This is a genomic window from Flagellimonas cixiensis (genome assembly GCF_042134615.1).
GTDB lineage: Bacteria > Bacteroidota > Bacteroidia > Flavobacteriales > Flavobacteriaceae > Flagellimonas > Flagellimonas cixiensis.
The window spans coordinates 2,129,543-2,142,844 of the sequence record NZ_CP169639.1 but is presented as its reverse complement, the minus strand read 5'-3'; the positions used below and the strand labels follow the sequence as shown (position 1 = coordinate 2,142,844).

The following is a 13,302-nucleotide window of genomic DNA, read 5'->3' as shown; positions in this document are numbered from 1 at the left end:
TGAAGTAATCCTATCTCTTCTTATTGAAGCACAAGGATTAAAACATCGAAAAGTGTATTTTTGGTTTCCATAAATTCAAACTGAATGTCCATTACCGTACAGAACATCACAAAATCCTTTGGTGCACAAAAAGCATTGAACAAAGTTTCCTTCACCATTAACAAGGGAGAGGTAGTTGGTTTCTTAGGACCTAACGGCGCTGGAAAATCTACCATGATGCGGATTTTGACCACCTATTACAAAGCCGATGAGGGTGAGGCCGCTGTAAATGGTTTTGATGTGTTGAGCGCAGCGAAAGATGTTCAAAAAAGTATTGGGTATCTCCCAGAGCACAATCCCTTGTATTTGGAAATGTATGTAAAGGAGTACTTGGCTTTTAATGCCGATGTGTATACAGTGGATAAATCCAAAATTAATGAGGTGATTGAGCAAACAGGATTGACCCCCGAAGCCCACAAAAAAATTGGACAATTATCCAAAGGATACCGTCAACGGGTCGGACTAGCCGCAGCCTTGTTGCACGACCCCGAAGTTTTGATTCTCGATGAGCCAACCACGGGTCTCGACCCCAACCAATTGATTGAAATTCGAAAATTGATTCGCGAAATCGGTAAAGAGAAGACCATTTTGCTCTCCACCCACATTATGAAAGAAGTGGAAGCTGTTTGTGATCGCGTGATCATCATCAACAAAGGCGAATTGGTGGCCGATAAAAAATTGGAAGAGCTTCGCGAAGCTGAGGAACAAATAATCGAAGTAGAATTCGATTACCGGGTGGAAGAACAGCTGTTGCAGCAAATGCCCAATGTGTCCAACGTAAAAAATATTGTGGGTTTTGTTTATGAGATTACTTTCAACACTTCCAAAGATATGCGACCTGCCGTTTTCGATTTTGCGCATGACAATCAATTGAAAACCCTTCAGCTCAGCAGAAAAAACAAAAATTTGGAAAGTTTGTTTACTGAGCTCACTTCTTAATTCAATTATTTATAAATCAATTTATTTACCCATGAATTCTTTCAAAAAAGATAAAATCAAAAGGGTCGAAATAGATGATTTAGGTAGACTTCACTTAAAGCCTGAAAAACAAAAATTCAATTTAATTTACAGACTGTCTCAGGAAATTCATTGGGATGACAAATATGGCACCTTGTATTCGCCAAAACCCAGAGATTGGTCTTATCTAGATTGGTATAAACAAATTATTGAAGTTATTTTCGCTGATTGCAACACAGAGTTATCTCTAACAAACACAACAGAATGGATAAACATTCCAAGCAGTCTAAAAAATGAGATTCTAGACTTCAAACTCTAAGTTCATATTTGAGTTATTGACCATTATATTTAGACAAAAACCAGTTCTAAAAATGGTATTTTTGCACTTCAGAAGAAATAGGACTCGATGAAGAAGAACAACGCCAGATTGGAACTCTCCAAAGAAGAAATGAAAACCTATGGCTATCAAATTGTTGATGCCATTGTGGAACACCACGCCACCCAACACGAAAAATTGCCCGTTGCCTTAGGTTCTCGGGAAGAAATGGACTCTTTGTTTTTGGAGGAAGCTCCCGAAAAAGGTTCCGACCCTACGCAGGTGCTCAATTTTGTTTTGGAAAAGGTGATGACCAACAGTGCAAATATGGCGCACCCTAAGTCATTTTCTTTTGTTCCTGGCCCAAGCAATTATATCAGTGTAATGGCCGATGCCCTAGCCACAGGTTACAATATTTTTTCCGGTGGCTGGGCGGCAAGTCCAGCTGCAGCCGAATTGGAGATTGTAACGATTCAATGGTTGTTAAAGATATTCGGTTTCCCGAAGAAAAAAGGTGGTGGGATTTTTACCAGTGGAGGTTCTATGGCAAACTTAACGGCTGTTGCAACTGCTCGCCGCATTAAATGCGGAGATGATTTTTCAAAAGCTGTTATTTATCTTTCGGACCAAGCCCATTCTTCCAACATTAAGGCGATTCAGGTTTTAGGCTTTAAGAAAGAACAGATTCGTATCATCCCAACCGATAGTGAACTCAAATTTTCAGTAAACAAACTAAAAAACTGTATTGCCAAAGATAGATTGGAAGGTCTTTACCCCTTTTGTTTGATTGCCACTGCGGGCACCACAAATACGGGAACTGTAGACCCATTGGTCGAGTTGGGGAAAATTTGTAAGAAAGAAGATATCTGGTTCCACATTGATGGTGCTTATGGTGGAGCGGCCATTTTATCCCAAAAAGGAAAGCAGGCCATGAAAGGCATAGAAAAGGCTGATTCGTTGACCGTAGACCCCCATAAATGGTTTTTTCAACCGTACGAAATGGGATGTCTTTTGGTTCGAAACCACAAAAACCTGAGCCATACCTTCACAGAAAAACCTGAATATTTAAGGGATATCGAGGGGAATACGTCAGAAATCAACTTCTATGACCACGGTATCCAATTAACGAGAAGGTTTCGAGCCTTGAAGTTCTACATGTCTCTAAAAACCTTTGGTTTAAAAGAATTCCGTGATGCCGTCACCTATAATATTGATTTGGCTGAAGAGGTGGAAACCAAATTAAGGGGCAGTAAAAGTTGGGAAGTTGTATTTCCTGCAACATTGGCCGTGATTAATTTCAGGTACAATCCCATCAACAAAAAATATTCGGAAAAGGAATTAGATAAAATCAACCAGTACATTTCAGGAAAAGTGGTGGATTCGAGAAAAGCACTTTTGGTGACCACTATTTTGAATGGACAGATTGTGCTTCGTATGTGCCTCATCAACCCTAGAACTACGATGGAAGATGTAACGGAAACCTTTGACCTCTGTAAAATATACGCTTTGGAAATTGAAGAGAAATTGGCCGCCAAAAGCTAAGCATCGTTCTCAAAAATAGCATTTATAGCACGGTCCAGTTCCTTTTGCACTTTTGGATCTGTACAATTGATTAAAATAGCAACCACTTTTTCCTGTTGTGGATACACAAAAAGGTTGGTATACGTTCCAACGCTGCTTCCAACGTGTCCCACAAATTTCCTGCCGTTTGCATCTTGGCTGACCTGAAAGCCAAGACCGTAGTGTGTAGGTTTACCATTTATAATTTGAGAGGTCAACAACTCCTCATAAGTTTCCTTTTTGAGCAATTTTTGTTCTAAAATCGCCTGTCCCAATTGGGCAACATCGTCGGAGGTAGACAAGTACCCTCCCCCTGCCAATTTGTAGGTATTGTTTACTTCAACGGCTTCGGTAAAGCTCAATGCGCGTTTGGTATAGAATTCGGCTTTGTTCTCGACTGCGCTCGAACTGACAATTAACTCCTTTGGTGAAAAGGTGTTTTCCAATCCCAAAGGGATTAAAATATTTTCTTTCACGTAATCTTGAAATGACACCCCACTCGCCTCTTGCATGGTTAAAGACAGCAACACAAAATCAAAACTATTATAGAGATAGCTTGTGCCCGGTTCAAAAAATAAAGGATCATTTTTGAAAACTTCTATCCCATCTTTGATAGAGTAATCTTGATTCAAGGCAAATTCCTTGCCTCGGTAGCCTCGAATCCCTGCTGTGTGGTTTGCCAATTGCTGAAGCGTAAAATCATACTTCTTTTTGGGATAGTAAGGCACATAGGTGTAGAAGGACTCGTCCAAATCTACAATGCCATCTTCCACCATTTTACCCAAGGCTAATCCCGTGATACATTTAGAGATACTGGCAATTCGAAACACTGTACTTTTTGGTTTGACCCTGATATTTTTCTCCAAATCCGAGAAACCATATCCTTTTTGAAGCACAGTTTCTCCTTTGCTTAAAATAGTAACAGATAAACCTGGCACTTTTTTCTCAGCGACCAGATTATGAAATATCGCATCTGTTTTTTTCATCCCAACCAAGGCCCCTAAAGTTTTAACCTTCGGCATTGGAGAAAGCAAATTTTTAATATGTGTAAAAAGATTACCCAATTGTTCGGTTTGAGTTCCGAAATTAACGATTATTAAAGTTGATGAAGTTTATTGTTGTTGATTGCAATTTCCTAATCTTGGAATATCAGCCTTCCATTATAGATTTCCTCCACATCTACCTCGGGAGGAGTGTTGACGCTTATTACATCTCCAGTTCCTCGAATTATGCCACTTAACCGCTGCTGAGGATTCACAAAAACATCATTGGAACCACGATGACTTATATCCACATTGGTGGCAACCATGTTTTCAGCCTCAATTCTGGAATCGCCTGCAGCAATAAAGATGTTGAAATTTTCAACACTGCCCTTAAGTCTGAAATAGGCAATTCCATTCACCAATATTCTAACAGTATTGGAATTTAGTTCCAAATCAAATGAACCATCTGTAGTCACAAATTGTGAATCCGTATAACTTTCTGAAACTAAATACATATTGGAGTAATTCAAAGCTCCATCACTACTAATGGGCAAACCTGTACTGCTCCGAATTTCAGAGATATTTGGAGAAGTGATGTATACGGTAGTCAAGCCATAATCACGAACATAATTACAGCTATTTTCATTTCGTAAAATCAAACGGCCATCTTCAACAGTCACTGAAACATCATTGTACAAATATTCCCCCGTTTCCACTTCAACTAGTTGTTCTTCGCCCTGTTTTAAAACCACTTTTACGTTTTCAAAAGCGGTAATCTTAGAAAATTCGGGAACATCAACAGTTTTGCGCTCCAATTCACCTGCATTTTGAAAGCAATCAGGAACATTTTCGCCGTTGCAGGAGATCAGCAATAGAAACATCACTAACGAAAAGCACTTCTCGAAGGCGCTCGAAGCAACAACTTTAATCTTAATCAAATCTCTAATCTCTACCATCTCAATACTATAATCTAACGCCTATTCCAAATTCAACGGCCTCTGCTTTTGCTCCATGTGATTTTAAGGTTACCGCCCCAAAGATTTTATCTCCAAAATAGCGTTTCATTCCGATCCGGTTATACATCCTCCCTTCAAAATCAAAAGGATAATACACATAATACCCCAATTGGGCGACTACGCTCATTTTATTCACAAAGAGTTCGTGACCGATATACACACCTACCCTTTTATAATCGGTATCTGAATCTACATCCAATTCCGGAAACGAGGTGGATTGATATCGAATCAGCTCTTTTAAAAAATTGGAAAAGAATATATCGGTTCCCAATTGGATGGCGCTACGTTTTCCCAATCGTTTATCGGCATATGCGGATATTGTAGCAAAGCCATAACGTCCCATATTGATCACATCACTCTCATTGGCTCCCGCACGGAATACCAAATTGTATCGAACAGGTTCCGTTATCTTTCCTGTTGAAGCTTGCTTTAAATATTCATAAGTTGAATCATCATCTAAAGTATAGGTCAAGCCAATATTGAATGCGAAGGTGTTGGTAGAAGTATTGGGTGCCTTAAAATTGGCATTGGAATAATGGATGAATGAAAGTCCTGCATTCACTCCCAAACCAGCAAAGAGGTTTTCTTTATGATAGTTCAGCATTAACAGGGTACTACTTAAAATGTGACTCCCGTAGGCATTGTTTCTGAAGTTCTCATTTTTATCATAAGGATTGTTATTATAGGCCAAACCTTGTGCTATTCTCAGCTGAAGGTTCCTTTTAAGAAAATAAAAATTGTAATGTCCGTAAACACCATAAAGTTGACCTAATGTCGGGTTATTGGTGTTTTGATAAACAAAAGAATACCCCGTATCAGGATAACCAAAATCAGCTTCCCATTCCTTGTGTCCATAAGTTTTTCTACTTATCCCAAGGATTACCCCCGCTGGATGATTGGTGATCAAATGAGAAATATCAGGATTGTGTAGCAATATGGAGCCATAAAACTGATTCGCATCCAATACAAATTTTTTGGGAGCTTTATCCGACTGGGAAATCCCGAAAAATGAAGTCAGTAATATAGTTAGGCTAAGTAGGTACCTCATGGGGCACTAAAGTAGGAAATTAAAAAAACACCAGTAATATTATCCATGAAAAGTAAATAGTCCCTTTAATCTATAATGTTGAACAAAGGGAAGAATCTTTGGTCTGGATTACTGAACTGGATTAGATTCTTCGGTCGCTTCATTCCCTCAGAATGAAACCTGCTAAAAAAGTTCCTTTGCTATGGCCATTACATTATCTGATTTTCCCATGGAATAATAATGTAAAACGGGAACACCAGCCTCCCTTAATTCCTTGGATTGCTGGATGGCCCATTCCACCCCAACTTGACGCACGGCTTTGTTGTCTTTACATTCTTCCACTGCATTGATCAATTCTTCAGGAAGATCAATACTGAACACATGGGGCAACAATTGCAAATGCTTTTTCACGGCAATAGGTTTAATTCCGGGGATAATTGGAACATCAATTCCCATTTCACGCGCTGCTTTAACGAACGCAAAGAATTTTTGATTGTCGAAAAACATTTGGGTCACAATGTAATCCGCTCCTAAATCTACTTTTTCCTTCAATCGCTTCAAATCGGACTGTAGTGATGGTGCTTCCATGTGTTTTTCAGGGTAACCGGCTACACCTATACAGAAACTGCTCAAAACACTTGACTCAATAGTATCATGCAGATAATTTCCTTCATTGATATCCTGAATCTGCTTTACCAATTCGGTGGCATATTGGTGTCCACCTTTAGTGGGAATAAAGTATTTTTCCTCTTTTCGGGCGTCTCCACGAAGTGCCATCACATTTTCAATCTCCAAATACTGGCAATCCACCAACAAATATTCGGTTTCTTCTTTGGTGAATCCACCGCACAGTACATGGGGTACCGTATCCACATCGTACTTATGTTTTAGGGATGCACAGATGCCCAACGTACCAGGGCGGGTACGGGTCAGTTTTTTATCCAACAAACCATCCTTTTCTTTGTAGATATATTCTTCGCGAGAGGTGGTCACATCAATAAACGGTGGCTTGAACTCCATTAAGGGGTCTATATTATTATAGAGTTCCTGAATGCTTTTACCTTTTACTGGAGGAACTATCTCAAAACTGAAAAGCGTTTCTCCATTTGCTTTTTTTATATGATCGGTGATTTTCATTATTTGGTTTTCAGTTCACTGTTAATGGTTGATAGCATCTTTTAAATCTTAATCAAAGAGTGCTATAATAATTAATAAATCCATTCAATAACTTTTTACAAAGCACTAGTTGGTTCTTGACGAAATCCAATTCCTTTTGATTCAAATATTCTTGGTCAAATGACAAAAACAGTTGCGTCTCCAATTCATATAATGAACCTCTTGCAATGTGTAAAAATCGAATGGTATCATTTGGAGTTTTTCTACCGCATCCCTCGGCAATATTTGAGGGTATTGAACAACTACATCGTCTTAACTGATTGGTCAATCCATATATTTCTTCCTTTGGAAAAACTTTGGTCAAATCATATATCAACTTCACCAATTGCCGTGATTCTTTCCAAACATCTAAATCAATATATTCCATTAACCAAAAACTCTTAACTATCAACTATGTTCGGAGCCAACCATTTTTGGGCTTCCTCCAATGTAATATTTTTTCGTTCAGCAAAATCCTGAACTTGATCTTGTTTTATTTTACCTAATCCAAAATATTTGGCGTCTGGATGTCCAAAATAATAGCCACTAACACTTGCAGCAGGCCACATCGCCAAACTTCCGGTCAACTTTACTCCAATTTTATCTTCTACCTCCAATAAATCCCAAATTGTCAACTTTTCCAGATGGTCTGGACAGGCGGGATATCCTGGTGCGGGTCGAATGCCTTGATATTTTTCTTTGATCAAGGCTTCATTATCCAGATTCTCATCCACTGCATAACCCCAATATTTGGTTCGTACTTCTTTGTGCAAATATTCCGCAAAAGCCTCCGCCAATCTATCGGCCAGAGCTTTAATCATTATGGAATTGTAATCGTCATGATTTTTTTCAAACTCCGCAGCCAACTCTTGTGTTCCAAAACCTGTGCTTACACAAAAGAAGCCCATATAATCTTGAATTCCTGATTCTTTGGGAGCAATAAAATCGGCCAATGCGATGTTCGGAACTGTTTCGCGCTTTTTTAATTGTTGACGCAAGGTTCTAAAAATGAAAGTTTTCCCCTCGTCATTAACCTCAATATCATCTTCATCGATTTGATTAGCTGGGAACAATCCGAAAATGGCCTTTCCTTTAAGCAATTTTTCATCCAAAACTTGCTTTAATAGCCCTTTGGCATCCTTAAAAAGTTCCTTGGCCTGTTCTCCAACGATCTCATCAGTTAAAATATCAGGGTATTTTCCGTGTAAATCCCAACTTCTAAAAAATGGAGACCAATCAATAAATTCCTCTAATTGTGATAAATCAAAATCTTCCAACAACTGAATTCCCAATTGGTTCGGCTTTTTAATGTCGGATGATTTCCACTCGATTTGCAATTTATTTTTTCGAGCTTCTTCCAGCGTTAAATATTCCTTTTGCTTGGAACGGTTCAAAAACTTATCTCGAAAACTTTCATAATCGAGCTTGATGGCTTTTTTATACTTCACGGAAGTCTCTTCCTGAAGCAAATCGCCCACCACGGTTACCGCTCTAGACGCATCGTTCACATGCACTACGGACTGACTGTATTGCGGGTCTATTTTAACTGCTGTATGGGCTTTGCTCGTAGTAGCGCCTCCTATCAAAAGGGGTACTTCAAAGTTTTGACGTTCCATTTCTTTAGCCAAGAACACCATTTCATCCAAGGATGGGGTGATCAATCCGCTTAAGCCAATAATATCCACTTTTTCTTCTTTGGCCTTGTTGATGATTTTTTCTGGTGGCACCATCACACCTAAATCCACAATTTGATAATTGTTGCAGGCCAGTACCACACTCACAATATTTTTCCCAATATCATGCACATCGCCCTTCACGGTAGCCATCAAAATTTTACCGGCTGGTTTGGACTTTTCATCCTTTGCTGCTTCAATAAACGGGGTAAGATAGGCCACGGCCTTTTTCATCACACGGGCGGATTTAACCACCTGTGGCAGGAACATTTTTCCACTTCCGAACAAATCTCCTACCACATTCATTCCTGTCATAAGATTACCTTCGATAACCTCCAATGGTTTGGTGGCTTGTTGACGGGCTTCTTCTACATCTTCAATAATGTATTGGTCAATTCCTTTGACCAAGGCACGCGTAATCCTATCCTGAAGCGGTTCTTCCCGCCAAGATAAATCGACCTTACTTTCCTTTGCCGTACCCACCACGGTCTCTGCAAACTCCAACAAGCGTTCTGTGGCATCATCGCGCCTATCTAAAAGCACGTCTTCAACGTACTCCAATAAATCTTTGGGAATATCATCGTACACCTCCAACAAGGTTGGATTTACGATTCCTATGTTCATTCCCGCTTTTATAGCATGGAACAAGAATGCCGAATTGATTGCCTCTCGCACAGGATTGTTTCCCCTAAAGGAAAAAGAAACGTTACTCACGCCCCCGCTTACACTGCAATAGGGCAGATTTTCCTTTACCCAACGCGTAGCTTCAATAAAATCGACAGCATTACGTCGGTGTTCTTCCATGCCAGTGGCCACGGGAAAAATATTCAAATCGAAGATGATGTCCTCGGGAGGAAAATTCACTTCATTCACTAAAATATCGTAAGAACGCTTGGCAATTTCTTTCCGACGCTCCAGATTATCGGCTTGCCCTACCTCATCAAAGGCCATTACGATTACGGCAGCACCATAACGCTTGATCAATTTGGCGTGATGGATAAATTCTTTTTCTCCTTCCTTTAGACTGATGGAGTTGACCACACATTTTCCTTGCACTACTTGCAAACCAGCTTCGATAATTTCCCATTTGGAACTATCGATCATGATAGGAACTCGGGCAATATCGGGCTCTGCAACAATCAAATTCAAAAACTTGACCATCGCCTCTTTCCCATCAATTAGACCGTCATCCATATTGATGTCAATGATCTGCGCGCCACCTTCCACTTGATCACGGGCCACATCTAAAGCTTCATCGAACTTTTCTTCTTTGATCAATCTCAAGAATTTCCTTGAGCCTGCCACATTGGTCCGTTCCCCCACATTAATGAAATTACTTTCAGGGGTAACGACCAAGGGTTCGAGACCACTCAGGCGTAAAAAGTGTTCTTGGTTTGTCGTTGCCATAATTTTAAGCTATGCTAGAGTCAAAAGTTTTCTAGGTTCATAATCCTTTACCACATCCGCAATAGCCTTAATATGTTCTGGAGTGGTTCCACAGCATCCGCCAACAATATTCACCAACCCCTTTTCCACATATTCTTTGATTTGTGCGGCCATTTGCTCCGGTGTTTCGTCATACTCACCAAAAGCGTTCGGCAATCCTGCATTTGGGTGGGCCGAAATGGCAAATTCCGATTTTGCGGAAACCACCTCCAAATGGGGCACCAATTGTTTGGCTCCCAAGGCGCAATTGAATCCAACCGATAAAATTGGAATATGCGAAATGGAAATCAAAAAGGCTTCGGCAGTTTGTCCAGACAATGTTCTTCCAGAAGCATCGGTAATGGTACCGCTGACCATTACGGGCACATCAATATTTCGTTCTTCCTTAACCTCCTCTATAGCAAAAAGGGCTGCTTTGGCATTAAGGGTATCAAAAATGGTCTCTACCAATAATATATCAACGCCACCATCCAAAAGGGCCTCAATCTGTTGTTTATAGGCAACACGAAGCTCATCAAAAGAAATGGCCCTAAACCCAGGGTCGTTCACATCGGGTGACATACTGGCCGTTTTATTGGTGGGGCCAATACTTCCTGCCACAAACCTTGGTTTGTTTGGGTCCTTTTTAGTAAACTCATCGGCTACTTCTTTTGCAATTTTAGCCGATTCGTAATTGAGTTCATATACCAATTCTTCCATGCCGTAGTCTGCCATGGCGATAGTAGTTCCAGAAAATGTATTGGTCTCCAAAATGTCCGCTCCAGCATTTAAAAACTTGCGATGGACTTCCTTTACGGCTTCTGGCTGAGTCAATGACAATAAATCGTTGTTTCCTTGCAAATCGCTGGGCCAATCTTTGAATCGTTCGCCCCTAAAATCCTCTTCATTGAATTTATAGCGCTGCAACATGGTGCCCATAGCTCCATCCAGCACTAAAATCCGTTTCTTCAATATGTCTTCAATTTTTTCCATAGTACAATTTCCTTCAAAAAAGGATGTAATGAGATCAAGAAAAGTGCGTAGGTACTGTGCTGAATACTTTACGTTATCCTTCCCCTTTCGGTTAAACTTCCTTAAAAGCCTTGAAACAAATCCAAGACAAGGGTAGAATGTAGCACCTTCTCGAAGACGAGGGTTGCTAAGGCTTCACAGGGTCCAATCCCTCCACCTTTCTTGATAACACTTTCAATTTATAAATGAACTGAACTACAAAGAAACGGCTCTCCCTAGTGAAAAGCAAAAAAAGCCCTTGAATTTTTAGAAAACCAACAATAAAAAAACGGATTGATAACTCAACCCGTTTTTCACTTCTTGTTGTGATGTTTTTAAACCAGCATGCCGCCCGATACTTCGATACGTTGACCGTTGACCCATTTAGCATCATCGGTACATAAAAATGCCACCACACCACCAATGTCACTCGGAATACCAACACGGCCCAAAGCTGTAATACCGGCTATAGCTGTTCTCTTCCCTTCATCATTCTTATTGACTCCACCTCCAAAATCGGTTTCGATGGCACCTGGCGCCACCACATTCGACTTAATTTGACGAGCTCCCAATTCTTTGGCCTGATATCGGGTCATCGCCTCTATCGCAGCCTTCATGGATCCATACACTGAATATCCTGGAAATGAAAAACGTGCCAATCCGCTTGAAATATTCACAATTCCACCTCCATCTGATAAAATGGGCAATAATTTTTGAGTTAAGAAAAACACTCCTTTAAAATGAATATCAACCAATGTATCCAACTGCTCTTCAGTAGTTTCAGCTATTGGAGCATTGATTCCAACACCTGCATTATTTACCAAATAATCCAAGGTATTTGCATCAAAATGAGATTGCAACACATTTTTAACCCTTCCAGCAAAGGTTTCAAAACTATTGACATTGGCCACATCCAATTGAATTGCGTAGGCTTTCTGGCCTAAACTTTCTATTTCGTTTACTGTTTTTTCAGCCTCTTCCTTATTGCTTTGATAAGTAATCATCACGTTTAATCCATTTTCCGCCATGCGTATCGCCATATTTTCTCCAAGACCACGGCTACCGCCCGTAACCAATGCTATTTTTTCTTTGTTCATTGTATTTGATTTTTGATTTCAATACAAAAGTAGTTGCGATGAATCCCCTCGGTTTGCGAGCATCAATCGGTTTTTTGCAAAAATCAAACTTTAAGGGCCGACCTAAATTTTAAAGGGGAGAGTTGTGCGTGCTTTTTGAAGAAATTGGAAAAGTGAGCGACTTCTTCAAAACCAAGGCTAAAGGCAATTTCCGAAATACTCCAATCCGTATTGTTGAGCAAAATTTTTGCTTCCTCACAAATTCTTGCATGGATAATTCCAGTCGTGGTACTCCCAGTTGTTTCTTTTAGCACCTTATTTAAGTGATTGGCATGCACGGCCAAACGTTCACTAAAATCATTGGCGGTTTTTAATATAAGGCCTTGGGATGGTGAATTGATTGGAAACTGTCTTTCCAAAAGTTCCACGAACATATCTGTGATACGGATGGCGGCATTTTTACTGTTTTCTTGTGGCTGCACAGGATACAACTTTTGTCCCAAATGCAATAATTCGATTACGTATGCTCGTATTAAATCAAACTTAAGGGGGTAGTCGGAGGACTGTTCACGCTCAATTTTCTTAAATAATTGCTCGATTTCAAGATAATCCTCATCAGAAATATTCAGGATTGGAAATCCGCCTGGTTGAAACAAAGGCAGCTTTTCCAATATTATTCCACTTTTATCTTTGGATAAAAAGCTTTCGGTAAAAACACAAAAGTAACCCGATTGCTCTTCATCCTGTGGCACATAATGGTAAGGGATTTTTGGAGAGGCAAATAAAAGCGCCTTGTTTTCTATATCAATTACCTTATCTGCATATTCGGCTCTATTGCTACCATTGATCAGACTAATCTTAAAATATGAACGTCGGTCATAACGCATTTCGCCTTTACTCAACCTAGCTCTATACTCGGAAATATTAAAAACATTGAAATGTCCAATATCTTTCCCAATGTTTTCAGGAATGGGCAGACTCAACTTTCCATAGAAATCGTGAAGTGTAAATAGGCTTTCCATACTCTTGTGAAATTCAAATATACCTTAAATAAAAAACACCCT

The 13,302-nt window shown here is 39.9% G+C and carries 12 protein-coding genes and 1 riboswitch; of the genes, 3 read left to right on the top strand and 9 right to left on the bottom strand.

What is annotated here, in order from left to right:
* Nucleotides 1–84: 84 nt before the first annotated feature.
* The 3 genes from gldA (at nt 85) to ABT310_RS09460 (ending at nt 2,854) form a co-directional block, all read left to right on the top strand.
* Entirely contained in the window at nt 85–978 is an 894-nt protein-coding gene (gene gldA, locus ABT310_RS09470; RefSeq protein WP_375323662.1) for a gliding motility-associated ABC transporter ATP-binding subunit GldA, read from the top strand.
* 31 nt (nt 979–1,009) lie between these two features.
* Nucleotides 1,010–1,315, top strand: a complete 306-nt coding sequence (locus tag ABT310_RS09465) for a hypothetical protein (protein ID WP_375323661.1) — start codon at nt 1,010–1,012, stop codon at nt 1,313–1,315.
* Nucleotides 1,316–1,402: 87 nt separating this feature from the next.
* Nucleotides 1,403–2,854: a pyridoxal phosphate-dependent decarboxylase family protein gene (locus tag ABT310_RS09460; protein ID WP_375323660.1), complete on the top strand. Its 1,452-nt coding sequence runs from the start codon at nt 1,403–1,405 to the stop codon at nt 2,852–2,854.
* On the opposite strand, the gene ABT310_RS09455 is transcribed toward ABT310_RS09460, so the two are convergent.
* From ABT310_RS09455 to ABT310_RS09415, 9 genes are all read right to left on the bottom strand, one after another.
* Nucleotides 2,851–3,894, bottom strand: coding sequence for a serine hydrolase domain-containing protein (locus ABT310_RS09455; RefSeq protein WP_375323659.1), 1,044 nt, complete (start codon nt 3,892–3,894; stop codon nt 2,851–2,853). The two genes, ABT310_RS09460 and ABT310_RS09455, sit on opposite strands and share 4 nt — an antisense overlap.
* Before the next feature lie 113 nt (nt 3,895–4,007).
* Nucleotides 4,008–4,736, bottom strand: a complete 729-nt coding sequence (locus ABT310_RS09450; RefSeq protein ID WP_375323658.1) for a head GIN domain-containing protein — start codon at nt 4,734–4,736, stop codon at nt 4,008–4,010.
* Nucleotides 4,737–4,818: 82 nt separating this feature from the next.
* Complete coding sequence (locus tag ABT310_RS09445; protein WP_375323657.1) at nt 4,819–5,919, bottom strand: acyloxyacyl hydrolase; 1,101 nt, start codon at nt 5,917–5,919, stop codon at nt 4,819–4,821.
* Nucleotides 5,920–6,081: 162 nt separating this feature from the next.
* Nucleotides 6,082–7,035 (bottom strand): methylenetetrahydrofolate reductase [NAD(P)H], encoded by a 954-nt coding sequence (gene metF / locus ABT310_RS09440; RefSeq protein WP_375323656.1) that lies wholly within the window; start codon nt 7,033–7,035, stop codon nt 6,082–6,084.
* 52 nt (nt 7,036–7,087) lie between these two features.
* Complete coding sequence (locus ABT310_RS09435; protein ID WP_375323655.1) at nt 7,088–7,441, bottom strand: four helix bundle protein; 354 nt, start codon at nt 7,439–7,441, stop codon at nt 7,088–7,090.
* Nucleotides 7,442–7,454: 13 nt separating this feature from the next.
* On the bottom strand, nt 7,455–10,133 hold the full coding sequence (metH, locus tag ABT310_RS09430) for a methionine synthase (RefSeq protein WP_375323654.1): 2,679 nt from the start codon (nt 10,131–10,133) through the stop codon (nt 7,455–7,457).
* Between the two features lie 9 nt (nt 10,134–10,142).
* Complete coding sequence (locus ABT310_RS09425; protein WP_375323653.1) at nt 10,143–11,144, bottom strand: homocysteine S-methyltransferase family protein; 1,002 nt, start codon at nt 11,142–11,144, stop codon at nt 10,143–10,145.
* A 70-nt stretch (nt 11,145–11,214) separates the two neighbouring features.
* Nucleotides 11,215–11,355, bottom strand: a riboswitch (SAM riboswitch).
* A 142-nt stretch (nt 11,356–11,497) separates the two neighbouring features.
* Nucleotides 11,498–12,259 (bottom strand): SDR family NAD(P)-dependent oxidoreductase, encoded by a 762-nt coding sequence (locus ABT310_RS09420; RefSeq protein WP_375323652.1) that lies wholly within the window; start codon nt 12,257–12,259, stop codon nt 11,498–11,500.
* Nucleotides 12,260–12,342: 83 nt separating this feature from the next.
* Entirely contained in the window at nt 12,343–13,260 is a 918-nt protein-coding gene (locus tag ABT310_RS09415; RefSeq protein WP_375323651.1) for a helix-turn-helix domain-containing protein, read from the bottom strand.
* Between the last annotated feature and the right edge of the window lie 42 nt (nt 13,261–13,302).

Coding starts and splice junctions, on each gene's coding strand:
- gldA (WP_375323662.1), top strand. CDS start 85: ATGTCCATTACCGTACAGAACATCACAAAATCCTTTGGTGCACAAAAA.
- ABT310_RS09465 (WP_375323661.1), top strand. CDS start 1,010: ATGAATTCTTTCAAAAAAGATAAAATCAAAAGGGTCGAAATAGATGAT.
- ABT310_RS09460 (WP_375323660.1), top strand. CDS start 1,403: ATGAAGAAGAACAACGCCAGATTGGAACTCTCCAAAGAAGAAATGAAA.
- ABT310_RS09455 (WP_375323659.1), bottom strand. CDS start 3,894: ATGCCGAAGGTTAAAACTTTAGGGGCCTTGGTTGGGATGAAAAAAACA.
- ABT310_RS09450 (WP_375323658.1), bottom strand. CDS start 4,736: ATGTTTCTATTGCTGATCTCCTGCAACGGCGAAAATGTTCCTGATTGC.
- ABT310_RS09445 (WP_375323657.1), bottom strand. CDS start 5,919: ATGAGGTACCTACTTAGCCTAACTATATTACTGACTTCATTTTTCGGG.
- metF (WP_375323656.1), bottom strand. CDS start 7,035: ATGAAAATCACCGATCATATAAAAAAAGCAAATGGAGAAACGCTTTTC.
- ABT310_RS09435 (WP_375323655.1), bottom strand. CDS start 7,441: ATGGAATATATTGATTTAGATGTTTGGAAAGAATCACGGCAATTGGTG.
- metH (WP_375323654.1), bottom strand. CDS start 10,133: ATGGCAACGACAAACCAAGAACACTTTTTACGCCTGAGTGGTCTCGAA.
- ABT310_RS09425 (WP_375323653.1), bottom strand. CDS start 11,144: ATGGAAAAAATTGAAGACATATTGAAGAAACGGATTTTAGTGCTGGAT.
- ABT310_RS09420 (WP_375323652.1), bottom strand. CDS start 12,259: ATGAACAAAGAAAAAATAGCATTGGTTACGGGCGGTAGCCGTGGTCTT.
- ABT310_RS09415 (WP_375323651.1), bottom strand. CDS start 13,260: ATGGAAAGCCTATTTACACTTCACGATTTCTATGGAAAGTTGAGTCTG.